Origin of the sequence: Corynebacterium kozikiae (assembly GCF_024580965.1) — a bacterium.
Lineage (GTDB): Bacteria > Actinomycetota > Actinomycetes > Mycobacteriales > Mycobacteriaceae > Corynebacterium > Corynebacterium kozikiae.
This window is the reverse complement of record NZ_JANIKJ010000002.1, coordinates 36,986-62,772: the sequence shown is the minus strand read 5'-3', so window position 1 is coordinate 62,772 and position 25,787 is coordinate 36,986. Positions and strand designations below refer to the sequence as shown.

Genomic DNA, 25,787 nt, shown 5'->3' with positions numbered 1-25,787 from the left:
TGTGTGAGATAGGCCAAGGAACCGGGCAGATTGTATGCCCGATCAAAACATTTCCCACGGTGCGTGGATATGCTTGGTCAATATGAGCACAACACACCAGCCATCCAATTCTTCAGCTGGCCCCCACCGCCCGAAGTTTCACGTCTCGCCGCCGCAGGGCCGCCTGAATGACCCGAACGGCATGTTCGTGGATGGTGACACGCTCCACGTGTACTACCAGCACGACCCCGCCTTCCCCTTTGGCGCCAAGCGCACGGGGTGGGGCCACGCCTCCGCGAAGCTCGATGAACTGGTGTGGACGCACCACCCGGACGCCCTCTACCCGGACGCCCCCTATGACCTGCACGGCGTCTACTCGGGCGGCGCGGCCCGCGACGATGACGGCCAGGTATACCTCTTCTATACCGGCAACCTCAAGGTGGACGGGGAACGCATCCCCAGCCAAAACATCGTGCCAGCAGTGGGCTACGGCGACCTCATGGGCGGGATCTACCGCCGTAGCGAGCACAACCCTCTCATCGCACGCCAAGAACCGGGCTTTACTGGGCATTTCCGCGACCCAATGGTGACCAAAGACCCCACGGGGCAGTCCAAGTGGCGCATGGTGATCGGTGCGCAGCGCGAGGATGAAACTCCAGCAGTGGCCCTGTACCGCGGTGAAGACCTCTTCCACTGGGAGTTTGCAGGCGCGCTGGAGTTCAGCACTGACCATGCCCAGCCGGGGTCCGCACCCGATCTCGTGCCCGGCGGGTTCATGTGGGAGTGTCCGAACCTCATCACATTGCGCGACGAGGAAACCGGTGAGGACCTGGACGTCCTCATCATGTGCCCCCAGGGTCTCGCCCCGATCACCGACGCCCAAGGCAACACCCACTACGCATCTTCTGACCAGTGCGGTTACTTGGTTGGGCGCCTTCACGGCACCACGTTTGAGGTTCTGCGTGGTTTCAGTGAACTGGATTTTGGCCACCAGTTCTACGCGCCGCAGGTCACGGCCTACGAGCAGGGCGCGTTGCTCGTCGGTTGGATGGGGCTGCCTGCGCAAGATGACACCCCCACCGTCACCGAGGAGGGCTGGGTCCATACCCTCACCACGCCGCGCATGCTGCGTCTTCGCGGCGGGCGCTTGTTCCAGGAGTTGCTGCTTCCCAAGGAGGCCCTGGTGTACCGCGAGGAAATCGCGGGGGAGGGTGCGTGGGAGCTTTACGACGCCGCCGGCGCCGCAGGGCTCAAGGTGAGCGTTGCCGATGGCGCGCTGCGTTTGGATGTGGCGGGAGATGTGCGCCAGTGCGCGTTGCCGGAGCAGGGTGGGGAACTGGTGATCTACGCCGATGGATGTGCTGTGGAGATCACCGCGGGCGGCGGGGCGGTGGCGTTGGCCAGTGCCGTGTTTGCCGCGGATCCGCGGGGCTGGGCTGGGGTGCGCCGCGTGAGTAATTCCTGATGTTCTCGTGAGAGGACGGGTGTGATTTCCGGATTTGTCCGATACCACAATTGCGATGTTTGCTTGTGGTATCGGACATTTTCCGTTTCTGGAGTGCGGGTTTTGGGGGTAAATGAAAATCATCCCTGTTCAGTGGCAGGTTTTTGCGGGCCGTTGGTAGCACATTCGCCACCTCGGGGTGATGGGCATTACATTTGGGAAATGTTGTGATTTAGCTTGTATTCCTTCCGTTTTGTTGGTCTAATGATGTGAAGTTCTGTGAAATTTCAAGTTCCTACAACGCAAAAGGAATGCAATGCAACATAAGGAAGTAGCCAGCCGTGTGCTCACGGCTATTGGTGGCGAGGAAAACCTCGTTGCCGCTGCGCACTGCGCCACGCGTCTGCGTATGGTCCTGAAGGACTCCAAGAATGTGGACCAGGCTGCACTGGACAATGACCCCGACCTCAAGGGCACCTTTGAGACCGGCGGCATGTACCAAATCATCGTTGGCCCAGGTGACGTGAACAATGTGTTCGCTGAGCTGGACAAGATGACTTCCAAAAACATCGCCGTTTCCACTGAGGAGCTCAAGGAAGTTGCCGCAAAGTCCGGCAACTGGTTCACCCGTGCGGTGAAGGTCCTCGCGGACATCTTCGTTCCACTCATCCCGATCCTCGTGGGTGGCGGTTTGTTGATGGCAATCAACAACGTGCTCACCTCCCAGGACCTGTTCGGCCCACAGTCCCTGGTGGAGCAGTTCCCGAACATCGCCGGCATGGCGGAAATGATCAACTTGTTGGCTGCTGCACCGTTTGCCTTCCTTCCCGTGCTGGTGGGTTTCACGGCCACCAAGCGCTTCGGCGGCAACGAGTTCCTGGGCGCCGGCATGGGTATGGCCATGGTGTTCCCATCCCTGGTCAATGGCTACGGCGTGGCAGAGGCGATTGCCGACGGCTCCATGCCCTACTGGAACCTCTTCGGTCTTGATGTTGCACAGGCTGGCTACCAAGGCACCGTCCTGCCAGTGCTCGCGGTTTCATGGATCCTGGCCACCTTGGAGAAGTTCTTCCACCGCACCTTCAAGGGCACCGCTGACTTCCTGATCACCCCAGTGCTCACGCTGCTGATCACCGGCTTCATCACCTTCATCGCCGTGGGTCCTGCGCTGCGTTGGGTGGGCGACATGCTCGCGCAAGGCCTGGCAAACGGCTACGAGGCCGGCGGTATCTTCGCTGGTCTGCTGTTCGGCCTGGTCTACTCCCCAATCGTGATCACCGGCTTGCACCAGTCCTTCCCGCCGATCGAGCTCATGCTCTTCGAACAAGGCGGTTCCTTCATCTTTGCTACCGCCTCCATGGCCAACATTGCACAGGGTGCCGTGGCATTCGCGGTGTACTTCCTCAGCAAGAACGAGAAGCTCAGGGGTCTGGCGGGTGCCTCTGGTACCTCCGCAATCTTCGGTATTACCGAGCCTGCAATCTTCGGTGTGAACCTGCGCCTGCGCTGGCCGTTCTACATCGGCCTCGGCGCTGCCGGCATCGGCTCGGCACTGGTTGCCCTGTTCGACGTCAAGGCAAAGGCGCTGGGTGCAGCAGGCTTCATTGGTGCGGTGTCCATCCGCGCAGAGGATATCCCGCAGTTCCTTGTGATCGCCGTGATTACCTTCATCGTGGCCTTCGTCGCAGCCTTCGCTTACGGCCGCTACCTGGTAACCAAGAACGGCACCATCGATCCTGACGCAACTGACAGCGTGCAGGCAGATGCCGCGGCAGCCGCAGCGCTGGCAGAGGTCATCCCGCCAGCAGCGCCAAACGCCCTGGATGTTGTGGCCCCACTCACCGGTGAGGCAGAGGTGCTCTCCAACGTGTCTGACCCAATGTTTGCCCAGGGCAAGCTGGGTGCGGGTATTGCAATCGTGCCAACCGAAGGCCGCCTGGTTGCCCCAGTTGACGGCAAGATCGTGGTTGCTTTCCCATCCGGTCACGCCTTTGCAGTGCGCACCCAGGGCGCAGACGGCAAGGACGTAGACATCCTGATGCACGTGGGCTTTGACACCGTGAACCTCAAGGGCGAGCACTTCACCGCCCACAAGCAGCAAGGCGATGAGGTCAAAGCAGGCGACCTTCTCTGCGAGTTTGATATCGATGCCATCAAGGCCGCGGGTTACGAGGTCACCACTCCCGTGGTGGTTTCCAACTCCAAGCGCACCGGCCCAGTGCTCCCGGTCCCAGGTGCAATCCCTGGCCCGGTGATCGCCGGCGAGCGCGTAATGACCGTGGATCCAAAGGCCGCTCCAGCGGAAACCGCGAACGTTTAAGCGCATTCAGCTCAATGCTCAAACCACCTACCGCGGTAGGTGGTTTTTGCATTATGCGCGCAGATCCAGCCCCAGGTCCAGTACCAACGAGGAATGAGTGAGGCCGCCCACGGCCAGGAAGTCCACCCCGGTGGCGGCGTACTGCGCGGCCACCTCAAGGGTGAGCCCGCCACTGGCTTCTGCGAGCGCCCCAGCGGGGTGGATGATCTCCAACGCTTTGCTGACCTGATCTGGGCTCATGTTGTCCAACAGTATGAGCCGCACGCCGGCCTCGATGGCCTCGGCAACCTGGGCGAGGGTGTCACACTCCACCTCGATCGGCAGGTCCGGGGCGTAGGCGCGGACCTTTTCCACCGCGGCGCTTAAAGAGCCGGTGGACACAATGTGGTTGTCTTTCACCAGCGCGGCGTCGCCCAAACCCATACGGTGGTTCACGCCACCGCCGCAGCGCACCGCGTACTTCTGCAAAATCCTGATGCCGGGGATCGTCTTTCGGGTATCCCGAACCTTCGTGGTGGTGCCCGCGCAGGCTTCAACCCACGCGGCGGTGTGCGTGGACACCCCGGAGAGCTGAGAGATGAGGTTCAGCATGGTGCGCTCGAAGGTCAGCAGGTCCACCACTGGGGCAGTGACGCTCAGTACTTTCGTGCCGGGTGAGACCCTGGAGCCGTCGGCACAGTGCTGCTGCACATCCACCTGCATCTGGCGGCCCTCGTAACGTCCAGCCCAGCAGTACGCCACGGCGGCGGCTACCGGGACGCCGGCGAGTACGCCGTGGGCGCGGGCCACGATGTCGGCGGTGCCCATGAGGGAGCTGCTGATGGTGGCCAAGGTGGTGACGTCCGGGCCCCACTGGAGATCTTCGTCGAGGGTGCGTTCAATCACGTCCACAACATAGCCGGGGTCCAAGTTGGCCTCGCGCAACTGTTTGATCAGTGGTGCGGGGAGCAACCCGGTGTCAGGGTGGTGAACAGGCATTATTCGCCACCGCCTGGGGTACCAATCGCGATCATGCGTTGGACTGCCTGGGCAGCCTTGGCGGCAACGTCCGGGGCAACGTGGACTTCGTCGCGGCCCTCGCGCAGGCAGCGCAGCAGCTTCTCCGGGGTGATCATCTCCATGAACGGGCAGGAAGCATCGGGGTTGACAGGCAGGAACTCGGTGTCCGGGCGGGCCTTTTTGAGTTGGTGCAGCATGTGGACCTCGGTGGCCACCAGCACTTTCTTGGAGGAGGTGGCGCGGGCCTGATCCAGCATGCCGCCGGTAGAGAGGACGTGTGTGCGCTGCGCGGGGAACTCGCCCTGGGAAGCCAGCCACAACGCAGAGGTGGTGCAGCCACACTCGGGGTGCACAAATAGCTCGGCGTCCGGATTGTCCTTCACTGCCTGGGTGAGCCCACTGGGGGAGATGTCCGCATGCACATGACATTCACCTGCCCAAATGTGGATGTTTTCACGTCCCGTCTCGCGCTTTACGTGGGCGCCCAAGAACTGGTCTGGGCAAAACAGCACCTCTTGGTCCGCCGGGATGGCCCGCACCACGTCCACGGCGTTCGCGCTGGTGCAACAGATGTCCGTCTCCGCCTTCACCTCAGCGGTGGTGTTCACATAGCTCACCACTACCGCGCCGGGGTGCTGCATTTTCCATTCGCGCAGTGCGTCCGCAGTGATGGTGTCTGCGAGCGAGCAGCCCGCCGCCGCGTCCGGAATAAGCACGCGCTTTTCCGGGGAGAGAATCTTGGCGGTTTCCGCCATGAAGTGCACGCCGCAGAAGATCACCTCGGCTGCGTCCGTCTGTGCGGCGATCCGGGAAAGCGCCAGGGAATCACCAACGTGATCCGCTGCATCCTGGATCTCGGGGAGCTGGTAGTTGTGGGCAAGGATGACGGCATTACGCGCGGAAGCGAGTTCGCGCACTTCATCGGCCCAATTGGCAGGCAGTGTGGACATGAGGCGTTCTCCAAGGGGCTGGGGAGGATAGGGTTTTAGACCATTAGGCGAAAACTGCTTTGCACAGTAGCATGAACCCGTGACACATCCCCCCGTAGGCCCCCTGCGCGACCACGCCGGCACCGCCAAATTCCGCCATCAAGCAGTGGCAGTGGTCCTGCGCGTCACCGAGCAGCTCGAGGTCCTCACCCACACCCGCCAGCGCGAACCCTTCTCCGGCCTCCCCGAACTCCCCTCCGGTCCGGTGGAAGTAGACGAGAGCTTGGATCAGTCCGTAATCAGGCATCTCAGGAATCTCAGTGCCGACGCCGCCAAGGTCGCGCACTTCGAACAGCTCGTCACGCGCGGCGAGGTGGGCAGGGATCCTTTTGACCGCACGATTGCCACCGCCTACCTGGGATTGACGCCCCAAGCTCATGAGGGGCAGTGGCTGCCGGTGGCAGGGCTCAGGGAAATGGCATTCGACCACCTGGACCTGGTGGGGCTTGCGGTCGCCCGGCTGCGCGGCAAGCTCAGCTACACCAACATCGCGTTCGCGTTGATGCCGGAGGCGTTCTCGTTGGCGCAGCTCAGTGAGGTGTACTGCGCGGTATTGGGATACGAGGTATCCGTGACCAACCTCAAGCGGGTGCTGAGCCGCAGAGGGGTGCTTGAACCAACTGGAGACGTCGTGAAGCCTGTCGGGGGAGGGCGCCCCGCTGCGCTCTACCGCTTTGCCTCCCAGCGGCTCGTGGTCACGGATCCCTTTGCAGCGTTTCGCCCCTCATGAGCATCTTGCAAAGCAGGCGGCGGGTGTGGTTGAATAGTCGGGTTGCCTTTCACAGGTGCGTTCGTGCTGCTAGTTTCCGGGAGCGGCGGGGGCGCGAAAGGCGAGTGAGTACATAGACCGCGTGTGTCAGTTCGGAAATCTGCCACACATACAATCCAGGTCAAGGAGACCCATAGTGATTCAGCAGGAATCGCGTCTGAAGGTCGCCGACAACACCGGTGCACGTGAAATTCTGTGCATCCGCGTCCTCGGTGGCTCCACCCGACGCTTTGCTGGCATTGGCGACGTGATCGTCGCGACTGTCAAGGAAGCAACCCCAGGCGGCAACGTAAAGGCCGGCGAGGTTGTAAAGGCAGTAGTTGTTCGCGCGAAGAAGGAAACCCGTCGTCCAGACGGCTCCTACATCAAGTTCGACGAGAACGCAGCCGTCATCATCAAGAACGACTCCGAGCCTCGCGGTACCCGCATCTTCGGCCCAGTTGCTCGTGAGCTTCGCGACAAGAAGTTCATGAAGATCGTTTCTCTCGCACCGGAGGTGATCTAACCCATGAAGATCAAGAAGGGCGATAACGTCATCGTGATCTCCGGCCCAGACAAGGGCGCAACGGGCAAGGTCATCGAGGCATACCCACGCCGCGACAAGGTACTCGTGGAGGGCGTGAACCGCATCAAGAAGCACGTTGCCAACTCTGCACCAGAGCGCGGCGCTTCCTCCGGCGGCATCGTTACCCAGGAAGCTCCAATCCACGTTTCTAACGTGATGCTTCTGGACGCTGACGGCACCCCAACCCGCGTTGGCTACCGTTTCGACGAGAACGGCAAGAAGGTCCGTATCTCTCGCCGCACCGGGAAGGACATCTAAACATGAGCGAGAACTACACTCCACGTCTGAAGACCCGCTACCGCGAGGAAATCCGCACCAAGCTCAACGATGAGTTCTCCTACGAGAACGTCATGCAGATTCCAGGTGTGGTCAAGGTTGTTGTGAACATGGGTGTGGGCGACGCAGCCCGCGACTCCAAGCTCATCAACGGCGCACTCGAGGACCTCACCGCGATCACCGGCCAGAAGCCAGAGCTTCGCCGCGCAAAGAAGTCCATCGCTAACTTCAAGCTCCGTGAAGGCATGCCAATCGGCGCCCGCGTTACCCTGCGCGGCGACCGCATGTGGGAGTTCCTGGACCGCTTGCTGACCGTGGCTCTGCCACGTATCCGCGACTTCCGCGGCCTCTCCGACCAGCAGTTCGATGGCCACGGTAACTACACCTTCGGCCTCACCGAGCAGACCATGTTCTACGAAATCGACGTAGACAAGGTTGACCGCCCACGCGGTATGGACATCACCGTTGTCACCACCGCAACCAACAACGAGGAAGGTCGCGCACTGCTGCGCGAGCTCGGCTTCCCATTCAAGAAGTCTGACGCTTCCTAAGTCGTTGTCTGCTCTGCCGCCCCATTTCATGTGGGGCGGTTTTGCTGTTTCCGGGAAACGGCATGGCTCGAACGGTCATGGCGCACAATAAAGCAGCCACCCTTGGGGAGGGTGGCTGCAGGTAACGTCGGGAAGCTTACTCAGCGCCCAGGCGCTTGTCTGCTTCCTCGCGAGCCTTCGCGATGTGCTCGGCCTTGTCCTCGCCCAGCTTCTCCTTGGCGAGCTGCTCTGCCTTATCCAGGATCTGGTCAGTGGTGCCTTCCTGGTTGAGCAGTTCCTTTGCCTTGTCCATGATGCCCATGGTGGATTCCTTCCTTTTGGGGGTGCAGTGTCAAAACGCTCAACGTTTCACGCTGTCCCATGCTGTTTGGGTGCTTCAGGCGCACCATAGTTTCTTACAAAACCTTATGGGAATCTTATCTGAAAGGGCTTGGTCTCGCGCCTTGCCGCCACGATCCCAAACTGTCTATTTACAAGTCTTTGGAAATCAGGTATTGTTGCCGATTGGACTTTTGTCAGCTCTGGCGCGCTCTTATGGGCGCGGAGATTTATCCGCTTGCGCCTGCTGAAGAGTCCATGAGTACTTTTTCAACCTACTTTGTTGTAGGCCCCCCGCCCTATGCGACCGCAAGGCATAACGAGGCTGCGAGTACCCCATGCTACTGAGTGTGGGGAGCGTTTGAGTGGCCCATCATCATGCGGTGACGCCTTCAAGGTGGGAAGGAACCGCAACGAGAAAGGCATTAGGTCACATCAATGACCATGACTGATCCAATCGCCGACATGCTGTCGCGCGTGCGCAACGCATCCAATGCGCACCATGACGCAGTGTCGATGCCTTCTTCCAAGCTGAAGGTGAACATCGCTGAGATCCTGAAGCGAGAAGGCTACATCGCTGACTACAAGGTAGAGGACGCAAAGGTTGGCAAGACCCTGTCCCTCGACCTGAAGTACGGCCCAAACCGCGAGGCCTCCATCTCTGGTGTGCGCCGCGTTTCCAAGCCAGGTCTGCGCGTGTACGCAAAGTCCACCAACCTGCCACAGGTCCTCGGCGGCCTGGGCGTGGCGATCATCTCCACGTCCCAGGGTCTGCTCACCGACCGTCAGGCTACCGAGAAGGGCGTAGGCGGAGAAGTTCTCGCCTACGTCTGGTAATAGGGAGGATTTAGAGATGTCACGTGTAGGTAAGGCACCTATCGCAATCCCATCCGGTGTTGACGTCAAGATTGACGGCCAGCTCGTTGAGGTCAAGGGTCCTAAGGGCACCCTGAGCCTTGAGGTTCCAGCACCGATCACCATTGCTCAGGAAGACAACGAGATCGTTGTCACCCGTCCAGATGATCACCGCAAGAGCCGTTCGCTCCACGGTCTTTCCCGCTCCCTGGTGAACAACCTGGTGGTTGGCGTCACCGAGGGCTACACCATCAAGATGGAAATCTTCGGTGTGGGTTACCGTGTGGCACTGAAGGGCAAGGACCTGGAGTTCTCTCTCGGTTACTCCCACCCAGTGCTGATCGAGGCTCCAGAAGGTATCACCTTCGCCGTAGACGGCAACACCAAGTTGTCTGTTTCCGGTATCGACAAGCAGAAGGTCGGACAGATCGCCGCCATCATCCGTCGCCTGCGTAAGGATGATCCTTACAAGGGCAAGGGTATCCGCTACGAGGGTGAGCAGATCCGTCGCAAGGTCGGAAAGACGGGTAAGTAAAACATGAGCAACGAGAACAACAACGGCAAGCGCCTGCCAGTTGGCAAGGATATTTCCACCCGTCGCCGTCTGGCCCGCGCACGTCGCCACAACCGTATCCGCAAGCACCTGCGTGGCACCCCAGAGGCTCCACGCCTTGTGGTGCACCGCTCCTCCCGCCACATCCACGTCCAGGTGATCGACGACCTCGCAGGTCACACCCTGGCCGCTGCCTCCACCATCGAGGCAGATGTGCGCGCATTCGAGGGTGACAAGAAGGCAAAGGCCGCTAAGGTTGGCCAGCTTGTCGCTGAGCGTGCAAAGGCAGCCGGCATCGAGCAGGTCGTTTTCGACCGCGCTGGCTACAAGTACCACGGCCGTGTTGCTGCACTGGCCGACGCAGCTCGTGAAGGTGGTCTGAAGTTCTAATGGCTACCATCATCACCAACAACGGAAGGAACGCGTAATGCCGGGACGTGAACGGCGTGACGGCGGACGCTCCGCCGACGAAAACCAGAACAAGAACGAGCGCCGCGGCGGCCGCCGCGACGACCGTCGTAACCAGCAGCAGGACGAGCGCTCTCAGTACATCGAGCGCGTCGTGACCATCAACCGCGTGTCCAAGGTCGTGAAGGGTGGTCGTCGCTTCAGCTTCACCGCCCTCGTGATCGTCGGCGACGGCAAGGGCATGGTTGGCGTTGGCTACGGCAAGGCCAAGGAAGTTCCAGCAGCTATCCAGAAGGGTGCAGAAGAGGCTCGCAAGAACTTCTTCCGCGTCCCAATGGTTGGCGGCACCATCACCCACCCAGTTCAGGGTGAGGCAGCGGCAGGCATCGTGATGATGAAGCCAGCAGCCCCAGGTACCGGTGTGATCGCAGGCGGCGCAGCACGTCCAGTGCTCGAGTGCGCAGGCATCCAGGACATCCTGTCCAAGTCCCTCGGCTCTGATAACGCAATCAACGTGGTTCACGCCACCGTTGATGGCTTGAAGCAGCTCGTCCGCCCAGAAGAGGTCGCAGCCCGCCGTGGCAAGACCCTGGAGGAAGTTGCTCCAGCTCGCATGCTGCGCGCACGCGCAGGACAGGAGGCATAAATCATGGCTCTGAAGATCACCCAGAACAAAGGTCTGGTTGGTGCAAACCCAAAGCAGCGCAAGAACATGGCTGCCCTGGGCCTCAAGCGCATCAACCACTCCGTAGTCCGTAATGACACCCCCGCAGTGCGCGGCATGATCAATGTGGTGCGCCACATGGTGTCTGTCGAAGAAGTGGCAGGGGAGTAACACATGAGCGATCCAATTAAGCTTCATGACCTGCGCCCAGCAAAGGGTGCAAACAAGGCCAAGACCCGTGTTGGTCGCGGTGAAGGCTCTAAGGGTAAGACCGCAGGCCGTGGTACCAAGGGCACCAAGGCTCGTAAGCAGGTTTCCGCTGCTTTCGAGGGTGGCCAAATGCCACTGCACATGCGTCTGCCAAAGCTCAAGGGCTTCAAGAACAACAACAAGGTCTACTTCCAGGTTGTCAACGTTGCTGACCTGGAAAAGGCATTCCCGAACGGTGGCGACGTCACCGTGGCCGACATCGTTGCAGCAGGCCTCGTGCGTGCAAAGCAGCCAGTGAAGGTCCTGGGTAACGGTGAGCTCGGCGTCAAGCTGAACGTCACCGCTGACAAGTTCTCCAAGTCTGCAGTCGAGAAGATCGAGGCAGCCGGCGGCACTGTCACCGCGAAGTAACACCTCGCAAAAAACATCCACCCACGGTGCATCATGTGCACAGCGTGGGTGGATTTTTGCTATCTCATGAGGCAATCCACGCGGTGGTATTCGGCGGAATCACCCCATCAACCACCTCCTGAGTGGAAAGCAGCACAGCACCCTCCGGGGCAGGGTAGGGATGGTCAAAGGTTGTCACCACCTCCACGCCCAAATTCCGCAGGCGCAAGGTACCGTTTTCCACCCGGATGTTTTCCGCGGCTCCCTGACCCAAGCCAAGCTGCTTGCGCAGGCGAATCATCTTCCTAAAGAAGTGCAGCGCGGAATCCGGGTTGGCCTCCTGCACATCAACGGCAAAATCCCCGTATTCCTCTGGCTGCGGCAGCCAGGTCTCGCCGGTATCGCTGAAACCAAAGGCAGGGGCGTTGTGCACCCAGGGAAGCGGAATGCGGCAACCATCGCGCCCCGGCTCCGGGTGGTCTGTGGGCAGGGTGCGGAAGTACGCCGGGTCCTGGCGCACGGAGTCAGGCAGCTGCGTGTGCTCCGGCAGGTTAAGCTCCTCGCCCTGGTAGATGTAAACCGAACCAGGCAGTGCTTCCATGAGGGCGTGGGCGGCGAGAGCCCGCTTCGCACCCAGCTCTGCATCCGGCTGCGGATCCGTGGGCCTGATGCCGTTCGGCCTGTCCAGCGCAGCCAAACCCAGCCGGGAAGCGGCCCTGACGACGTCGTGATTGCTCATCACCCACGTTGGCAGCGCGCCCACCGTGGCCAATTCCTTCAGTGAGCGGGTGATCACCGGCGCGAGGACCTCGGGGGTCCATTTTGCTACCAGGAAGTCAAAGTTGAACGCCTGGTGCATCTCATCTGGCCGCACGTATTTTGCCAGGCCGCGGTCGGGATCCACCCATGCTTCGGCCACCAGGATGCGAGCGGGGGAGTATTCGTTAAGGATGGCCCGCCATTCGCGGTGAATCTCGTGGACTTCCTCGCGGTCCCACATTGGGGGATCTGGGATCACAACGTTGCTTTCCTCGGAGCGGTCGCCGCCCTCCACCATGGCGAAGTGAAATTGCCAGTCCGGCAGCTCCGGGTCCTTAGCCATGCCGTGTGCCACGTCTACGCGGAAACCGTCCACGCCGCGATCCAGCCAGAAGCGCAAGATCTGCGCGAACTCCTCATGGACATCCTCGTTGGTCCAATTTAGGTCTGGTTGGGTGCTGTCAAAGAGGTGGAGGTACCAGGAGGTGTCGTGTTCCCATGGAGATCCGGGGGCGTCGGGGCGTTGGCACACCTGGGTCCAGGCGCCCTGGCCAAAGATGGACTGCCAGTCGTTCGGGGTGTCGCGGAACCAGTAGCGCTCGCGCTCAGGGGATCCTGGGCCAGCGGCGAGTGCCGCCTGGAACCATGGGTGCTGGTCAGAGGTATGGTTGGGCACCAAGTCCACTATGATCTTCAGCCCGAGTGCATGCGCGTGTTCGATGAGTCTGTCGGCGTCGGCAAGCGTGCCATACATGGGGTCGATGTTGCGATAGTCCTGCACATCGTAGCCGCCGTCTTTTTGGGGTGAAGTGTAGAAGGGGGAGAGCCAGACTGCGTCTGCGCCAAGCTTAGCGACGTGCTCAAGGCGGGCAGTGATACCGGTCAAAGTGCCGTTCGGGCCTGTACTTCCCGCGAAGGAACGGGGGTAGATCTGATAGATCACTGCGTCGCGCCACCACTGTGTTTGTGGTTGCTTGTCTGGTTGGGGAGTGGGGTTGAAGCTGCTGAAATCGGAATCAAAACCAGAAGAGGACATGCGTTCACGCTACATGCTTTGATTTCATTCTGTTCATGTGGCAATTCCCACTACAAAGAAAAACAACTGCTCATATGCGGAAATGAATACAAGACAAACAAATGTGATTTACGGCATTGCTAAGCGTTTTTGTAACTGAACTCATGATGGGTATTGTGGCAATGTAAGCGGAAAACTCACTGAACCAAAATGTCCGATCTGCCCGATATGTTGGAAAACGCGAATCGTTGTATCTGGGTGGACGTAGCAGTTGGGATCGGACTAGGGCTGTGAGCCGTTCTTGTCACTGAACACAAAGTAGAGATAGGTGATTTATCGTGGCTTTCAACCACATTCAGAAGACCATCGCGGTCCTCGCAGCAGCCTCCCTGGGCCTCGTTGCTTGCTCCTCCGATTCCTCATCTTCTAGCTCCTCTGAGGGCGCATCCTCTGGCGACACCACCAACGTGACCCTCACCGTGTGGTCCTCTCAGGAAGATCAGACCAACGATGACGCATGGTTGCAGACCATGCAGGCTCAGTTCGCTGAGGCTCACCCTGAGTACAACATCACCTGGGAAAACGCAGTGGTTTCCGCAGCAGACGCCGGCACCACCGTGAATCAGGACCCATCCGCAGCAGCAGACGTTTACGTCTTTGCAAACGACCAGCTCGGTGCCCTGCTCGAGGCAGGCGCAATCGGCCAGCTCTCCGACTCCGGCGCAGCTCAGCTCTCCGAGCAGGCAGCAGACACCATGGCTGCTTCCGTGACCGGCCAGGATGGCGCAGCTTACGGCCTGCCAATTGAGCCAAACACCTGGTTCATGTACTACGACACCTCCGCACTCACCGCTGAGGACGTGACCAACCTGGACACCATGCTGGAGAAGGCACGCGTTTCCTTCCCACTGTCCAACTCCTGGTACTTCCCAGCCTTCTACGCTGGCGCTGGCGCAACCTTCTTCGGTGAGGACGGCCTGGATGAGGCAGCCGGCATCGATCTCGGCGACCGCGCTGCAGAGGTCACCCAGTACCTCGCAGAGCTGTCAGCGAACCCGAACTTCATCAACGATGTTGACGGCTCCGGCGTTGGTGGCCTGCAGAATGGCTCCGTGGACGTAGTGTTCTCCGGCTCCTGGGACGCAGCAAAGATCGAGGAGATCCTCGGCGAGAACTACGGCGTTGCCACCCTGCCAACCTTTACCCTCGGCGGCGAGCAGATCCAGATGAAGGCCTTCTCCGGCTCCAAGGCCGTGGCCTACAACCCGAACTCCGCTGACACCCGCGCAGCCGCAGAGTTCGCAGCCTTCCTCGCAAGCGCTGACTCCCAGAAGGTGCACTACGAGAAGAACGGTGTGATCCCATCCGATCAGACCCTCGCTACCGACGCCACCATCTCTGAGAACCCCGTTGCAACCGCCCTGCTGACCACCGTGGATTCCAACTCCATCCTGCAGCCAACCGTGAAGTCCATGTCTGACTTCTGGGATCCTGCAGAGAACTTCGGTAAGGCTATTGCGAACCGCGACGTCACCCCAGAGAACGCCGCTGCTCAGACCGAGGCTTTTGTCTCCCAGTTGCAGTAAGCTGCGCTTCGAATCCATAGCATTACGCTAATGCTTTCAACCATCGGGCCCAGCACCTTGCTGGGCCCTTTGTATGGCCTACATGGCCAGCCGCGTAGGCGGTTGGCAATAGTTGAAAGGACATCGGACTCATGACCCAAGGAGTCCTCGCAACGGCTGGGGCACAACCCAAGCCCGCGAAACCAAAGCACACCCGCAAACGAGAAGACCCACCGAGCCCCTACGCAACTGGGACTGCTTGGAAACACGGCGACGCTCTCACCAAGGCCTCCCTTCTGGTGTTCGGCCTCGGCAACCTCGCCCGCAAGCAGGTAGTAAAGGGAATCGCCTTCCTCGCCATTGAGATCGCCTTCCTGGCGTACCTGTTCACCACTGGGTTCAGCGCACTCGCTGAGCTGCCGGGTCTCGGCACCGGTGAGCAGAAGCGCGTGCAGGTAGATGGCTTCTGGGTCTATGAAAACTCCGAGCCCTCAGTAGTGCTCCTCCTGGAAGGCGTGGCAACCGTCTTCCTCATCATCGTCTTCCTGTGGTTCGCCACCATCGCTCTGCGCAGCGCCTACAAAGCACAGGTGTTCCAGCAGGAGCAGGGGCGCGCACGCACCCTCAAGGAAGATCTCCATGCGCTGACCGACGAAGACGCGCCCACCTTGCTCATGACCCTGCCCACCGTCGGCATCCTGGCGTTCACGGTGCTGCCACTGATCTTCATGATCGCCATGGCGTTCACCAGCTACGATTCCGGCCACGTGACCAAGTTCGACTGGGTCGGCCTGGACAACTTTGTCACCGTGCTCTCCAACAGCGGCGGCACCGTAAACCTCAACCTCTTCGTTGAGGTGCTGATCTGGACCCTGGTCTGGGCATTCTTTGCCACATTCCTGAACTACTTCGCCGGAATGTTCCTGGCAATGCTCATCAACCGTAACGGCACCCGCGGAAAAGGCTTCTGGCGCGCAATCTTCTCCCTGTCCGTTGCTGTGCCACAGTTCGTGACGCTCCTGGTCATGCGTTCCATGCTGCAGCCAGAAGGCATCATCAACCGCATGCTGCTGGACTGGGGCTGGATCGACTCCGGGCTGCCATTCTTTACCGACGCTACCTGGGCGCGCGTGACCGTGATCCTCATCAACCTGTGGATTGGTATTCCGTACACCATCATGCAGGTCACCGGTATTCTCCAAAACATCCCAGCGGAGCTCTACGAGGCCGCCCGCCTGGACGGTGCTTCCTGGTGGCAGATCTACAACAACATCACGCTGCCATACATGCTGTTCGTGATGACTCCGTACCTGATCACCACGTTCACCGCGAACGTGAACAACTTCAACGTTATCTACCTGCTCTCTGGCGGTGACCCAACACCTGTTGGCGCCTCCGCAGGTAAGACTGACTTGCTGATTACCTGGCTCTACAAGCTCACTGTGGACCGCGGTGACTACAACGTCGGTGCCGTGATCGGTATCTTGACGTTCATCGTGCTCGCCAGCGTGGCGCTGGTGACCTACCGCCGTTCGGGCTCGTACCGCAATGAGGAAGGATTCCAGTGATGGCTCAAAAGCAAAAGGTGCACAGCCAGCGCCGTGCCAATGCGATCACCAACGCGGTGGTCCACATCTTCTTGGCTGTCCTCGCCATCCTTTGGGTGGTGCCAATCGTGTGGGTGTTCGCGGAGAGCTTCAACAAGAACACCGCGCCATACACCTCCACGTTCTTCCCCACTGAGTGGACGTTCGACAACTACATTGCGCTATTCACCGAGCGCTCGGTGTTGAACTTCCCGAAGATGTTCCTCAACACCTTCATCATCGCCTGCTTCACTTGTGTGATCTCGGTGATCTTCGTGCTGATCGTCTCCTACTCGCTCAGCCGCCTGCGCTTCCGTTTCCGCAAGGTCTACATGAACATTGCGCTGATCCTGGGCATGTTCCCCTCGATCATGGCTGTGGTGGCAATCTACTTCATCCTCAAGGCACTGGGTCTCACCCAGGGCTGGACCACCAACCTGGCGCTGATCATCGTGTACTCGGCCGGCACCGGCATGGGCTTCTACGTGATGAAGGGCTTCATGGACACCATCCCCATCTCCCTGGATGAGGCTGCGTTGTTGGACGGCTGCACCCGTTGGCAGGTGTTCCGCCTGATCATCCTGCCGATCTGTAAGCCAATGATCGTCTACCAGGCAATCGTGGGCTTCCTGATCCCTTGGCTGGACTTCGTGCTGGCAAAGGCAATCGCCCGCACCCAGGAAAACTACACGGTGGCCCTGGGCCTGTGGAAGATGCTGGAGAAGGAATACATCTATGACTGGTTCGCACGCTTCGCCGCCGGCGCCGTGTGCGTCTCCATCCCAATCGCCCTGCTGTTCATCGTGATGCAGCGCTACTACCAGGACTCCATGTCCGGTTCCGTGAAGGGCTAAGCTCTACAAATCCCGCGCCCGCGTTTCCTTGTTCATACGGGGAGCGCGGGCGTTCTCGATTCACCCTCACTTGGGATAGCCTGGAACACACTATGACTGCGAAACACCCGAACCCGCCCCTCAAGGGACTGAGCGTGAGTACCTTGCTGGTGATCGCCGCCGTGCTCACCGCCGCGGGAATGGCCTCTACGCTGATCGCACCACCAGGGCAAGATTTCTCCACAATGGGCAACGCCCGGCTCACTGCCGCGGTGATCCTGGAGCTCGCCTCATGGGCAGCTCTGCCGGTGTTCGCCTGGGTTCTGGTGTTGGTTCTGCGCCGCGGCGTGAACCCGTGGCGTGTCACCGCAACGCTGCTCGGGTTGGCAATTCTCAGCGAGCCGTTCTATGACCAGGTGAACCAAGGGCGGTGGTTTGCCCTGGAGGCGCAGTCGCCCGTATGGGGATTCCTCCTGGCGATGCTCCTCTGGGCGATCCTGCGCAGCACCCGCAACAGTTCTCGGATGGCCCGCGCGGTGACCGTCGGCACCGTGTTCCTGGCAACGATTATCTGGGCGATCCTCATGAACGTTGGCACCCGCTTTGGCTTCCTCTCCTTAGGGGTGCTGATCCTGGTGTTCTTCCTCGTGTTCGCAACGCTGTGGACCAACGAGAACGCCGCCATGCTCACCGCCGGCGGGCTAGGCGCGATGATGCTGCTCATGCCGGGCCTTGGCGTGGTGCTGCTGCACTATCGAAAGCCCCTCGACGACGCCTCGTGGGCCCTGCCCAAACAAAGCTGGCTCTGGGCCTATCCGGTGGTGTTGGGGATCACGGCGTTGGTGTCTCCGTAAACGGTCCAGGGGGCTGGGGCGGAGGATGGGGAGGTGGCGATGCCCACCGCGTGATCCGCCGCGAGCTGCGCCGCCGCCGCGGTAGGTGGGGCGGGGGAGAGCACTACTTTAGGTGCCCCGTGCGCCACAATCCTCCTCATGAGCTCACCGTCTACTGGGGCGTTTAGCGCGATGATCGGCGCCGGGGTGAGTTCGCGTAGGCCGGCGGCCTTGTCCAGGGCATTGCTCATGCTCACGCACCCCAGAGCGGCAACCGCACGCTCAAGGTCGATTCCAGCCGCGCAGTATGGGGCCTTGGCTGAGCCTGCTGCCTTGCTGAACTGCTGCCAGGCGTCGTCAAGCTGCGACACCTCGAGCGGTGTCCATGAGGGGGAGAGGGGTTCGCCGGGCGCGCCCAGCGTGAGATCCAGGAGGTTGTAGGGATTCACTCCGGCCACGGCGCCGCTGCAATAGCAGGCCTCCAGCACCTCGGCGGTGATGCCGCTGGCCGCCAGGAAGCCCTTGGCCAGGGCGATGTCCTCGCCGGGGATGCGCCAGAGGGTGGCCACCTCGCGCTGGTCGACGCGGATGGTGAGGGGTTCTTCGCCCGTGAGCCGGCGCGGGCGCACCGACACCTCCCCCTCATGAACAATCGCGGCGGGGCAGGGGATGAATTTTCTGCTCATGAGGGGTCGGTTTCGGTTTCGGCGTCATCATCATCGAGCAACACCGCCTCATTGCGTCGCTGCGGCATGATTGTGTCAATGTAGTGGCGGGCGGCGTCCATGAGGGGGACTTCCGCGCCGGCAGCTTCGGAGAGGTACCACTGGTGCTCCACGATCTCGTGGAAGGTTTGGGCGGGGGAGAGCTTTTGGGAGGCGTCGGTGGGAAGGATGGCCAGCACGGGCTCGTAAATTTCGGCGAGCCAGTTGTGCGCAACCTGAGGGTCCACCTCCACTGAGCGCATTGCGGCGTAGGAGGCGATGAGGTTGAGGATGCGGCGGGCCTGGCGCTCCTCCAAGTCCATGCCGGTGAGTCTCATGAGGGCGCGGTTGTGGTGGCCGGCGTCCACCACGCGGGGGCGGATGCGTAGGGAGTGTTCGTCGCCGGCAATTTTGAGCTCGCCGACGTCGAACCCCAGGGAGTTGAGGCGCTCGATGCGCTGCTGAACCCGCCATGGTTCGGCGGGGTCCACGGCCTCTTCTTCGGTGAGTTCGCGCCACAGGAGTTCGTATTTTTCCACGATGTGGTTGCCTACAGCGATGGTGTCCACTTCAGGCTCCATGAGGCCGCCGGCTTGGAGGTCCATGAGTTCGCCGATGATGTTCACGCGGGCGATTTCTACGTCGTAGAGGCGGCGCTGCTCGGAGAGCTCGGGCTGGAGTTCACCGGTTTCGGCGTCCACGAGGTAGCCGGAGAAGGAGTCGGCGTCGCGGCGAAACAGTGTGTTGGAAAGGGAGACGTCGCCCCAGAAGAAGTTGAGCAGGTGCATACGCACGAGCAGCACGGCGAGGGAGTCGATCAACCTGCTTGCAGTTTCTGGGCGCATAGCCTGGGAGAACACTGCGCGGTAAGGCAATGAGTATTCCAGGTGTTCGGTGACGAGTGCCGCGGTGAGTTCCTCGCCGTGTTCATCCTCGCGGCCCGTGATCACCGCGATCGGCTTCACGCAGGGCGCACCCAGCCGGCCGAGCTGCTGGAGCATCCGGAATTCGTGGTGGGCCACCTTCTGGCCGATCTCCTTGATGGCGATCACATGCCCGTTGATCCGCACAAAACGCACCTCGTGGCGGGAAATACCGCGCGGCAGCGCCGCGATGAGGTCCTGCGGCCAGTCCACCAGGGGCAAGTGCCAAGGGAGTTGGAGCAGCGAGTACGCAAACGTGGAGTTGGCAATACTCATCGATGGGTTGCTGGCGGGCATGGAGGACCTTTCAACGGCAGGAAGTGATGAATACAGGGAAGCAGAGAAGCACACAGAGATGTGGGAGATGTGGGAGATGTGGGAGATGTGGAAAAGCGAAAGCGGCACCCCAACGAGGTGCCGCCTAGCAATCCACTGCTCTCTTTGAGGCGCAAGCCTTATTCAGGCAGGCGCGCTCCGGTGGCCTTGGAGAAGTTGTGCTGCGCACCTGGGCGGATTCGCACGTGGACTACGGAGCCAATTGGTGGCGCAGAGTGCGGCGCGGTGCGCACGATGATCTGACCAGTTGGGGTGTCGTCCGGGTTTGCGTCGGTACCGGAGCTGAGTTCCCCGCCGCCTTCCAGGGTGCCGTACATGAAGGCGTCGGAACCGAGTTCCTCCACCAAGGTGAGGCGCACTGGAATGGTGTCTGGCTCGTGTTCGGAGACGACCTCCAGGGCCTCGGGGCGGAAGCCGATGACGATCTGGCCATTGTCAGCCGGGGTGAGTGCCTCGATGGTGGCGCGGGAAAGTGGCACGGAGGCGGCCCCGAGGGTGGCGTGCTCGCCCTGGACCTGGAAGGTGCCCAGGTTCATGGCTGGGGAGCCGATGAAGCCGGCAACGAACTCGTTGGCTGGGTGATCGTAGAGCTCACGCGGGGTGCCTACCTGCTGCAGTACGCCGGCCTTGAGCACGGCGATGCGGTCGCCCATGGTGAGGGCCTCGGTTTGGTCGTGGGTCACGTACAAGGTGGTCACGCCGAGTTCGCGCTGCAGCGCGGCGATCTGGGTGCGGGTCTGCACACGGAGTTTCGCGTCCAGGTTGGAAAGTGGCTCGTCCATGAGGAAGACCTCTGGCTTGCGCACGATCGCGCGGCCCATGGCAACGCGCTGACGCTGGCCACCGGACAGTGCCTTTGGCTTGCGGTCCAGGTATTCGGTGAGGTCAAGAGTGCGTGCGGCTTCCTCCACGCGGCGGTTGATCTCGTCTTTGGGGCGGCCGTCGATCTTGAGGGCAAAGCCCATGTTTTCCCGCACGGTCATGTGTGGGTACAGGGCGTAGTTTTGGAAGACCATTGCGATGTCGCGGTCTTTGGGTGGCATGTCGGTGACGTCGCGGTCACCAATGTGGATGCTTCCGGAGTTCACTTCCTCCAGTCCCGCGAGCATGCGCAGGGTGGTGGACTTACCGCAACCGGAGGGGCCAACGAGGACGAGGAACTCGCCGTCAGCAATCTCCAGGTTGAACTGGTCTACGGAAGGCTTCTCGGCACCTGGGTAGATGCGGGTTGCGTGGTCAAAAACGACCTTGGCCATCGAAGGCCCCTTTCAGTATCTTTACCGGCAGGTACGTGCCGGACGATCCGTTGTAAAGACTGTATAAAGACGTAGCGCCGCCAATCTTAGTTGGTTCACAATCACGGGGCAAATGTGAGCTCTGTCATCTTCGCCGGCATCATGGTTGGGATCTGCAGTTCCGACGCGCCCAAGGCTCCACGGATTAAGGCGGACAGGGGGACGTCGGAAAGCTTTCCGTTCCTGAGGCGGACCTGTTCCCCGTGCGGGGTGCTGCAACTCGCGGCGAGGTGTGCGGAGGTCCGGGCGAGGTGCTAAAGTACTAGGGTCTATCCTGCATGCGGTTCCACATGGCCGCATGTGGGTAATAAAATCCTAAGAACTACACCTTTCCTCCGCGTGCTTTGGGTGGGGGAGCCAGGAGGCCCAGTGTCCGCAATCGTGCAGGCATTTAAGGACGTTGATCTGCGCAAGAAGATCCTCATTTCCCTCGCGCTGATCATTTTGTACCGAGTCGGTGCGCAGATTCCTTCCCCCGGAGTGGATTACGCATCCATCTCTGGGCGAATTCGCGAACTCACCTCGGACTCGTCCAGCGTTTACTCGCTGATCAACCTGTTCTCCGGCGGAGCGCTGCTGCAGCTTTCCATCTTCGCCATCGGCGTGATGCCGTACATTACGGCGTCCATCATTGTGCAATTGCTCACCGTGGTGATCCCCAAGTTTGACGAATTGAAGAAGGAAGGCCAGTCCGGCCAGGCCAAGATGGACCAGTACACGCGCTACCTCACCTTGGGTCTTGCGCTGCTGCAGTCCGCGGGAATCGTGGCGTTGGCTGACCGCGAGCAGCTCCTGGGCACGGGCATCCCGGTGCTGGTGGAGGACCGTTCCCTGTGGGACCTTGTGCTGCTGGTGATGGTGATGACCTCCGGCGCGATCCTGGTGATGTGGCTCGGCGAGATCATCACCGAGCGTGGCGTGGGCAACGGTATGTCTCTGCTGATCTTCGCCGGCATTGCTACCCGCCTGCCGTCCGACGGCATGAACATCCTCTCCTCCTCCGGCGGCGTGGTGTTTGCCGCCGTGCTGATCGCCGTGATCATCCTGGTGGTCGGTGTGGTGTTCGTTGAGCAGGGCCAGCGCCGCATCCCGGTGCAGTACGCAAAGCGCATGGTGGGCCGCCGCCAGTACGGTGGCTCCTCTACCTACCTGCCGCTGAAGGTGAACCAGGCTGGCGTGATCCCCGTGATCTTTGCGTCCTCCTTGATCTACATGCCAATCCTGATCACCCAGATCATCACCTCCAATTCCCTGGAGGTGCCAGACAACTGGTGGCAGCGCAACGTGATTCAGTACCTCATGGCGCCGAGCTCCTGGCAGTACATCCTGCTGTACTTCGTGCTCATTATCTTCTTCTCCTACTTCTACGTTTCCGTGCAGTACGACCCCAACGAGCAAGCGGAAAACATGAAGAAGTACGGCGGCTTCATCCCTGGCATCCGTCCGGGCCGCCCAACCGCGGAGTACTTGGGTTATGTGATGAACCGCCTCCTGTTCGTGGGTGCCCTGTACTTGGGAATCATCGCAGTTCTGCCCAACATTGCGCTTGATTTGGGGGTAGGTTCCAGTGCGGCGGGGGCAACCCCGTTCGGTGGTACGGCTATTCTGATTATGGTCTCGGTGGCACTGACCACCGTGAAACAAATTGAAAGCCAGCTTCTCCAAAGCAACTATGAAGGACTTCTGAAATGAGACTCGTACTCCTCGGCCCTCCGGGCGCAGGCAAGGGCACCCAGGCAGCTATCCTGACCGAAAAGCTCGGTGTGCCACACATCTCCACCGGTGACCTGTTCCGCGCCAACATTGGCGAAGGTACGGCGCTGGGCAAGGAGGCCAAGGAGTACATGGACGCCGGCAAGCTGGTGCCTACCGACGTCACCGCCCGGATGGTCAAGGCCCGTTTGGAAGAAGCAGACGCAAAGGACGGCTTCCTCCTGGACGGCTTCCCACGCACCGTCGAACAGGCAGAGATTCTTGAGGGTTTCCTTGAGGAGTTCGGCACCAAGCTCGACGCCGTAGTGAACTACCAGGTGTCCGAGGACGTGGTGGTGGAGCGCATGCTCGCCCGCGGCCGCGCCGACGACAACGAAGCCACCATCCGCACCCGCCTTCAGGTGTACCGCGACGAAACCGCGCCCCTGATCGAGCACTACGGTGACCAGATTGTGAGCATTACCGCAGAGGGCACCGTTGAGGAAATTAACGCCCGTACCCTTGAGGCGCTCGGCCGTTAATCAGGGCTATTGCCAGAAGCTATCGCACCGGTTTGCGCCGGTGCGATTTGCGTTGTGGGGGCCAGGCATGTGGTGGCCAAGAGATTGTGGCCCAGAATTCAACACGATGCACGTCAGGTGCACAGAAAGACAAGAAGTAGAGGAAGTTTTCTCATGGGATTCCGCAAGCCCAAGAAAATTAACGCCAAGACGGCTGGGGAACTGGATGCAATGGAGGCCGCTGGGCGCGTCGTCGGGCGCGCTTTGCTGGCCGTGCGCAACGCCGCGGCACCTGGAGTGAGCACCCTGGAGCTCAACGACGTCGCCGAGTCCGTGATTCGCGATGCCGGCGCCATCCCCACCTTCCTGGGGTACCAAGGATTCCCCGCCTCCATTTGTTCTTCTGTGAACGACGTGATCGTGCATGGGATCCCCAACAAGGAGACGGTGCTCGCGCCCGGTGACATCGTATCCATCGACTGCGGCGCCACCCTGGACGGCTGGGTGGGGGATTCCGCCTTGAGCTTCGGCGTGGGCGAACTTGCGCCCGAGGTGGAGGCGCTGAACAAAGCCACCGAGTGGGTGCTCCATGAGGGAATGAAAGCGATGGTTCCGGGCAACCGCCTCACCGACGTCTCCCACGCATTGGAGCTGGCCACTCGCAAGGCCGAAGCGAAGTTTGGCGTGAAGCTGGGGATCGTGGATGGTTATGGCGGGCACGGTATTGGCCGCAGCATGCACGAGGACCCCTACCTGGAGAACGAGGGCAAGCCAGGCCGCGGCCCCATGATCCAAGAGGGCAGTGTGCTGGCGATCGAACCCATGCTCACCCTGGGTAGCGTTGACAGTTTCGTGCTTGACGACGACTGGACGGTGGTCACCGCCGATGGCAGTATGGCTGCACACTGGGAGCACACTGTTGCGGCAACCGCCGGGGGTCCGAGGATTCTTACCCCGCGAGAGCTGTAGTTTTGGGATTTCGTTGATTTTTCGATTGTGGCAAGCTGCCAATTTGCTGTGAACAAGCTATGGTTTTCGCTATGACCGGAAAACACGCCCTCAACAAGCGCGGAGCTGGCGTTGGTGCTGGCCGCGCTCGTGCAGCTCTTACCACCTTTGCCGCAGCCGCAGCCCTCATGGTTGCCACCCCAGGCCAAGCCCAGGCACAGGACTTTGGTTCCGCAAACCTGAGCTCTTCTATCGGTTCGTCTGTGGACCAGCAGCTCGCTCAACTTGACCGTCAGACCCGCGACGGCGCATGGAATCTCCGCCAGTCCTTGCACGCGCAGATTAACGCCGTTTTGCCAGGCGACGCCGGCCTGGGCCTGCGCAATGCCGTCGATGCTGCAGTGAACGCGTTTTTCCCTGGGCTGATCGCGCAGCGTACCGTTCCAGCTCCGGCTCCGGCTCCAGCGCCGGCGCCGGCTCCGGTGGCGGCTCCCGCACCGCAAAACTTTGACCGTGGTTCCTGCCCAGTACAGGCCCGTGCCTGTGTGGACCTCGCAGGCGGCCGCGCATGGTTGCAGCGCGGCGGTCAGGTGACCTATGGTGCTGTGCCAATGTCTGCCGGCGCCCCAGGTTGGGAGACGCCAAAGGGCACTCACTGGGTGCAGCGCAAGGTCAAGGATGAGGTCTCCTACATCTTCAACATGGCACCAATGCCATACTCCACGTACTTCACCAACACCGGCGTGGCGTTCCATGAGGGTGACATCAACCTGCTTTCCCACGGCTGCATCCACCTGCGCCACCAGGATGCGGTGACCTTCTTCAACGATCTCCAAGTTGGAGACATGGTGTACGTGTACTAGAGCTATTGAGAGCTATTGAGTTCTCGCGTGCTTGAGGCTGCTGGGTTACTGGGTGTCGTCGGTAGGGACTGGAGCCCTGAGCCCTGAGCCCTGATCCCTGAGCCTTTCGCCTTGAGACTTGCGCCGCGGACCAAACTTCCCCTCATGGACGTTTGCCCGCGGCCTTGCCATTTCTGCAGGTGAGGTGTAATGTTGGCCGATGGTGTTGGTTCAATCACCGGCACCATCTGAACAGCAGTACAACAAACCAGCTTTGAGCTGGGGAAATGCAGAGGATATGGCTAAGGAAGGCGCAATCGAGGTAGAGGGCAAGATTATTGAGCCTTTGCCGAACGCAATGTTCCGCGTCGAACTCGACAATGGACACAAGGTGCTTGCACACATCAGTGGCAAGATGCGCCAGCATTACATCCGTATCCTGCCTGAGGACCGCGTGGTCGTGGAGCTTTCTCCGTATGACCTCACCCGCGGCCGCATTGTGTACCGCTACAAGTAATCACTTTCAGCCTTCATGTTCCACGGGCGCCTTTGAGTGCCCTCTACACCTTTGGCGGCGGTGGCCAAAGCCTCACGTTCCCACCCCACCGTCCGGCTCCGACCGGGCAACGTGGTGGTTTGGGTGAG

At 60.7% G+C, this 25,787-nt stretch carries 28 protein-coding genes; 21 read left to right on the top strand and 7 right to left on the bottom strand.

Going from position 1 to position 25,787, the window contains the following annotated elements; genetic code table 11:
- Positions 1–82 precede the first annotated feature (82 nt).
- Together NQ018_RS02260 and NQ018_RS02255 are read left to right on the top strand one after the other, a co-directional pair.
- On the top strand, positions 83–1,444 hold the full coding sequence (locus NQ018_RS02260; protein ID WP_257058048.1) for a glycoside hydrolase family 32 protein: 1,362 nt from the start codon (positions 83–85) through the stop codon (positions 1,442–1,444).
- A gap of 295 nt (positions 1,445–1,739) precedes the next feature.
- Positions 1,740–3,743 carry a sucrose-specific PTS transporter subunit IIBC gene (locus NQ018_RS02255; protein WP_257058046.1) on the top strand — a complete coding sequence of 668 codons (2,004 nt, stop codon included), beginning with the start codon at positions 1,740–1,742 and terminating at the stop codon, positions 3,741–3,743.
- A 51-nt stretch (positions 3,744–3,794) separates the two neighbouring features.
- Here NQ018_RS02255 and nadC read toward each other — a convergent pair whose 3' ends face one another.
- Positions 3,795–4,721, bottom strand: coding sequence for a carboxylating nicotinate-nucleotide diphosphorylase (gene nadC / locus NQ018_RS02250; protein ID WP_257058043.1), 927 nt, complete (start codon positions 4,719–4,721; stop codon positions 3,795–3,797).
- On the bottom strand, positions 4,721–5,692 hold the full coding sequence (gene nadA / locus NQ018_RS02245; protein WP_257058032.1) for a quinolinate synthase NadA: 972 nt from the start codon (positions 5,690–5,692) through the stop codon (positions 4,721–4,723). The genes nadC and nadA overlap by 1 nt, the downstream gene beginning before the upstream one ends.
- A 79-nt stretch (positions 5,693–5,771) precedes the next feature.
- Here nadA and NQ018_RS02240 point away from each other — a divergent pair, with 79 nt between their 5' ends.
- The 4 genes from NQ018_RS02240 (at position 5,772) to rplE (ending at position 7,892) form a co-directional block, all read left to right on the top strand.
- Complete coding sequence (locus tag NQ018_RS02240) at positions 5,772–6,461, top strand: NUDIX hydrolase (protein WP_257058028.1); 690 nt, start codon at positions 5,772–5,774, stop codon at positions 6,459–6,461.
- A gap of 175 nt (positions 6,462–6,636) precedes the next feature.
- Positions 6,637–7,005, top strand: a complete 369-nt coding sequence (gene rplN, locus NQ018_RS02235) for a 50S ribosomal protein L14 (protein WP_257037510.1) — start codon at positions 6,637–6,639, stop codon at positions 7,003–7,005.
- A gap of 3 nt (positions 7,006–7,008) precedes the next feature.
- Positions 7,009–7,323: a 50S ribosomal protein L24 gene (gene rplX / locus NQ018_RS02230; RefSeq protein WP_257037511.1), complete on the top strand. Its 315-nt coding sequence runs from the start codon at positions 7,009–7,011 to the stop codon at positions 7,321–7,323.
- A gap of 2 nt (positions 7,324–7,325) precedes the next feature.
- Positions 7,326–7,892, top strand: a complete 567-nt coding sequence (rplE, locus tag NQ018_RS02225) for a 50S ribosomal protein L5 (protein ID WP_257037513.1) — start codon at positions 7,326–7,328, stop codon at positions 7,890–7,892.
- Between the two features lie 136 nt (positions 7,893–8,028).
- On the opposite strand, the gene NQ018_RS02220 is transcribed toward rplE, so the two are convergent.
- Entirely contained in the window at positions 8,029–8,193 is a 165-nt protein-coding gene (locus NQ018_RS02220; RefSeq protein WP_257058024.1) for an antitoxin, read from the bottom strand.
- A 455-nt stretch (positions 8,194–8,648) separates the two neighbouring features.
- Here NQ018_RS02220 and rpsH point away from each other — a divergent pair, with 455 nt between their 5' ends.
- Genes rpsH through rplO form a run of 6 tightly spaced genes read left to right on the top strand, consistent with a single transcriptional unit; the run spans position 8,649 to position 11,311 of the window.
- On the top strand, positions 8,649–9,047 hold the full coding sequence (gene rpsH, locus NQ018_RS02215) for a 30S ribosomal protein S8 (RefSeq protein ID WP_257037515.1): 399 nt from the start codon (positions 8,649–8,651) through the stop codon (positions 9,045–9,047).
- A gap of 16 nt (positions 9,048–9,063) precedes the next feature.
- Positions 9,064–9,600, top strand: coding sequence for a 50S ribosomal protein L6 (gene rplF / locus NQ018_RS02210; RefSeq protein WP_257058022.1), 537 nt, complete (start codon positions 9,064–9,066; stop codon positions 9,598–9,600).
- 3 nt (positions 9,601–9,603) lie between these two features.
- Positions 9,604–10,008, top strand: a complete 405-nt coding sequence (gene rplR, locus NQ018_RS02205; protein ID WP_257037517.1) for a 50S ribosomal protein L18 — start codon at positions 9,604–9,606, stop codon at positions 10,006–10,008.
- 37 nt (positions 10,009–10,045) lie between these two features.
- Positions 10,046–10,672 (top strand): 30S ribosomal protein S5, encoded by a 627-nt coding sequence (rpsE, locus tag NQ018_RS02200; RefSeq protein WP_257037518.1) that lies wholly within the window; start codon positions 10,046–10,048, stop codon positions 10,670–10,672.
- Between the two features lie 3 nt (positions 10,673–10,675).
- Positions 10,676–10,861 (top strand): 50S ribosomal protein L30, encoded by a 186-nt coding sequence (gene rpmD, locus NQ018_RS02195; RefSeq protein WP_257037519.1) that lies wholly within the window; start codon positions 10,676–10,678, stop codon positions 10,859–10,861.
- A 3-nt stretch (positions 10,862–10,864) separates the two neighbouring features.
- Positions 10,865–11,311, top strand: a complete 447-nt coding sequence (gene rplO / locus NQ018_RS02190) for a 50S ribosomal protein L15 (protein WP_257058019.1) — start codon at positions 10,865–10,867, stop codon at positions 11,309–11,311.
- Between the two features lie 64 nt (positions 11,312–11,375).
- Here the strand turns inward: rplO and NQ018_RS02185 are convergent, their stop codons facing one another.
- Positions 11,376–13,085, bottom strand: coding sequence for a glycoside hydrolase family 13 protein (locus NQ018_RS02185; RefSeq protein WP_257058016.1), 1,710 nt, complete (start codon positions 13,083–13,085; stop codon positions 11,376–11,378).
- 317 nt (positions 13,086–13,402) lie between these two features.
- On the opposite strand from NQ018_RS02185, the gene NQ018_RS02180 reads away from it, so the two are divergent.
- The 4 genes from NQ018_RS02180 to NQ018_RS02165 all read left to right on the top strand — a co-directional run bounded on the left by NQ018_RS02180 (position 13,403) and on the right by NQ018_RS02165 (position 17,902).
- The gene (locus NQ018_RS02180; RefSeq protein WP_257037522.1) at positions 13,403–14,650 is read left to right on the top strand and encodes an extracellular solute-binding protein; all 1,248 of its coding nucleotides are present in this window, start codon (positions 13,403–13,405) and stop codon (positions 14,648–14,650) included.
- Between the two features lie 131 nt (positions 14,651–14,781).
- Complete coding sequence (locus tag NQ018_RS02175; protein ID WP_257058014.1) at positions 14,782–16,197, top strand: carbohydrate ABC transporter permease; 1,416 nt, start codon at positions 14,782–14,784, stop codon at positions 16,195–16,197.
- Entirely contained in the window at positions 16,197–17,069 is an 873-nt protein-coding gene (locus tag NQ018_RS02170; protein ID WP_257058012.1) for a sugar ABC transporter permease, read from the top strand. Before NQ018_RS02175 ends, NQ018_RS02170 begins: the two co-directional genes overlap by 1 nt.
- Positions 17,070–17,161: 92 nt before the next feature.
- Positions 17,162–17,902: a hypothetical protein gene (locus NQ018_RS02165; RefSeq protein ID WP_257058010.1), complete on the top strand. Its 741-nt coding sequence runs from the start codon at positions 17,162–17,164 to the stop codon at positions 17,900–17,902.
- Here the strand turns inward: NQ018_RS02165 and NQ018_RS02160 are convergent.
- The 3 genes from NQ018_RS02160 to NQ018_RS02150 form a co-directional block, all read right to left on the bottom strand.
- A complete protein-coding gene (locus NQ018_RS02160; RefSeq protein ID WP_257058007.1) occupies positions 17,860–18,567 on the bottom strand; it encodes a hypothetical protein in 708 nt (235 codons plus the stop codon). The genes NQ018_RS02165 and NQ018_RS02160 overlap by 43 nt on opposite strands.
- Positions 18,564–19,805, bottom strand: coding sequence for a DUF4032 domain-containing protein (locus NQ018_RS02155; protein ID WP_257058004.1), 1,242 nt, complete (start codon positions 19,803–19,805; stop codon positions 18,564–18,566). Before NQ018_RS02155 ends, NQ018_RS02160 begins: the two co-directional genes overlap by 4 nt.
- A 158-nt stretch (positions 19,806–19,963) precedes the next feature.
- A complete protein-coding gene (locus tag NQ018_RS02150; RefSeq protein ID WP_257037528.1) occupies positions 19,964–21,100 on the bottom strand; it encodes an ABC transporter ATP-binding protein in 1,137 nt (378 codons plus the stop codon).
- Between the two features lie 408 nt (positions 21,101–21,508).
- Here NQ018_RS02150 and secY point away from each other — a divergent pair, with 408 nt between their 5' ends.
- The 5 genes from secY to infA all read left to right on the top strand — a co-directional run bounded on the left by secY (position 21,509) and on the right by infA (position 25,659).
- Complete coding sequence (secY, locus tag NQ018_RS02145; RefSeq protein ID WP_257058002.1) at positions 21,509–22,831, top strand: preprotein translocase subunit SecY; 1,323 nt, start codon at positions 21,509–21,511, stop codon at positions 22,829–22,831.
- Positions 22,828–23,373, top strand: coding sequence for an adenylate kinase (locus NQ018_RS02140; protein ID WP_257037530.1), 546 nt, complete (start codon positions 22,828–22,830; stop codon positions 23,371–23,373). Before secY ends, NQ018_RS02140 begins: the two co-directional genes overlap by 4 nt.
- 153 nt (positions 23,374–23,526) lie before the next feature.
- Entirely contained in the window at positions 23,527–24,321 is a 795-nt protein-coding gene (map, locus tag NQ018_RS02135) for a type I methionyl aminopeptidase (protein ID WP_257057999.1), read from the top strand.
- A gap of 71 nt (positions 24,322–24,392) precedes the next feature.
- Complete coding sequence (locus NQ018_RS02130; protein ID WP_373566881.1) at positions 24,393–25,163, top strand: L,D-transpeptidase; 771 nt, start codon at positions 24,393–24,395, stop codon at positions 25,161–25,163.
- Positions 25,164–25,440: 277 nt separating this feature from the next.
- Positions 25,441–25,659, top strand: a complete 219-nt coding sequence (gene infA / locus NQ018_RS02125; RefSeq protein ID WP_025251938.1) for a translation initiation factor IF-1 — start codon at positions 25,441–25,443, stop codon at positions 25,657–25,659.
- Positions 25,660–25,787: the final 128 nt, after the last annotated feature.

What these genes read in the sequence shown, in the direction of transcription:
- NQ018_RS02260 (WP_257058048.1), top strand. Translation starts at nt 83, where the DNA reads ATGAGCACAACACACCAGCCATCCAATTCTTCAGCTGGCCCCCACCGC.
- NQ018_RS02255 (WP_257058046.1), top strand. Translation starts at nt 1,740, where the DNA reads ATGCAACATAAGGAAGTAGCCAGCCGTGTGCTCACGGCTATTGGTGGC.
- nadC (WP_257058043.1), bottom strand. Translation starts at nt 4,721, where the DNA reads ATGCCTGTTCACCACCCTGACACCGGGTTGCTCCCCGCACCACTGATC.
- nadA (WP_257058032.1), bottom strand. Translation starts at nt 5,692, where the DNA reads ATGTCCACACTGCCTGCCAATTGGGCCGATGAAGTGCGCGAACTCGCT.
- rplX (WP_257037511.1), top strand. Translation starts at nt 7,009, where the DNA reads ATGAAGATCAAGAAGGGCGATAACGTCATCGTGATCTCCGGCCCAGAC.
- rplE (WP_257037513.1), top strand. Translation starts at nt 7,326, where the DNA reads ATGAGCGAGAACTACACTCCACGTCTGAAGACCCGCTACCGCGAGGAA.
- NQ018_RS02220 (WP_257058024.1), bottom strand. Translation starts at nt 8,193, where the DNA reads ATGGGCATCATGGACAAGGCAAAGGAACTGCTCAACCAGGAAGGCACC.
- rpsH (WP_257037515.1), top strand. Translation starts at nt 8,649, where the DNA reads ATGACCATGACTGATCCAATCGCCGACATGCTGTCGCGCGTGCGCAAC.
- rplF (WP_257058022.1), top strand. Translation starts at nt 9,064, where the DNA reads ATGTCACGTGTAGGTAAGGCACCTATCGCAATCCCATCCGGTGTTGAC.
- rplR (WP_257037517.1), top strand. Translation starts at nt 9,604, where the DNA reads ATGAGCAACGAGAACAACAACGGCAAGCGCCTGCCAGTTGGCAAGGAT.
- rpsE (WP_257037518.1), top strand. Translation starts at nt 10,046, where the DNA reads ATGCCGGGACGTGAACGGCGTGACGGCGGACGCTCCGCCGACGAAAAC.
- rpmD (WP_257037519.1), top strand. Translation starts at nt 10,676, where the DNA reads ATGGCTCTGAAGATCACCCAGAACAAAGGTCTGGTTGGTGCAAACCCA.
- rplO (WP_257058019.1), top strand. Translation starts at nt 10,865, where the DNA reads ATGAGCGATCCAATTAAGCTTCATGACCTGCGCCCAGCAAAGGGTGCA.
- NQ018_RS02185 (WP_257058016.1), bottom strand. Translation starts at nt 13,085, where the DNA reads ATGTCCTCTTCTGGTTTTGATTCCGATTTCAGCAGCTTCAACCCCACT.
- NQ018_RS02175 (WP_257058014.1), top strand. Translation starts at nt 14,782, where the DNA reads ATGACCCAAGGAGTCCTCGCAACGGCTGGGGCACAACCCAAGCCCGCG.
- NQ018_RS02170 (WP_257058012.1), top strand. Translation starts at nt 16,197, where the DNA reads ATGGCTCAAAAGCAAAAGGTGCACAGCCAGCGCCGTGCCAATGCGATC.
- NQ018_RS02165 (WP_257058010.1), top strand. Translation starts at nt 17,162, where the DNA reads ATGACTGCGAAACACCCGAACCCGCCCCTCAAGGGACTGAGCGTGAGT.
- NQ018_RS02160 (WP_257058007.1), bottom strand. Translation starts at nt 18,567, where the DNA reads ATGAGCAGAAAATTCATCCCCTGCCCCGCCGCGATTGTTCATGAGGGG.
- NQ018_RS02155 (WP_257058004.1), bottom strand. Translation starts at nt 19,805, where the DNA reads ATGCCCGCCAGCAACCCATCGATGAGTATTGCCAACTCCACGTTTGCG.
- NQ018_RS02150 (WP_257037528.1), bottom strand. Translation starts at nt 21,100, where the DNA reads ATGGCCAAGGTCGTTTTTGACCACGCAACCCGCATCTACCCAGGTGCC.
- NQ018_RS02140 (WP_257037530.1), top strand. Translation starts at nt 22,828, where the DNA reads ATGAGACTCGTACTCCTCGGCCCTCCGGGCGCAGGCAAGGGCACCCAG.
- map (WP_257057999.1), top strand. Translation starts at nt 23,527, where the DNA reads ATGGGATTCCGCAAGCCCAAGAAAATTAACGCCAAGACGGCTGGGGAA.
- NQ018_RS02130 (WP_373566881.1), top strand. Translation starts at nt 24,393, where the DNA reads ATGACCGGAAAACACGCCCTCAACAAGCGCGGAGCTGGCGTTGGTGCT.
- infA (WP_025251938.1), top strand. Translation starts at nt 25,441, where the DNA reads ATGGCTAAGGAAGGCGCAATCGAGGTAGAGGGCAAGATTATTGAGCCT.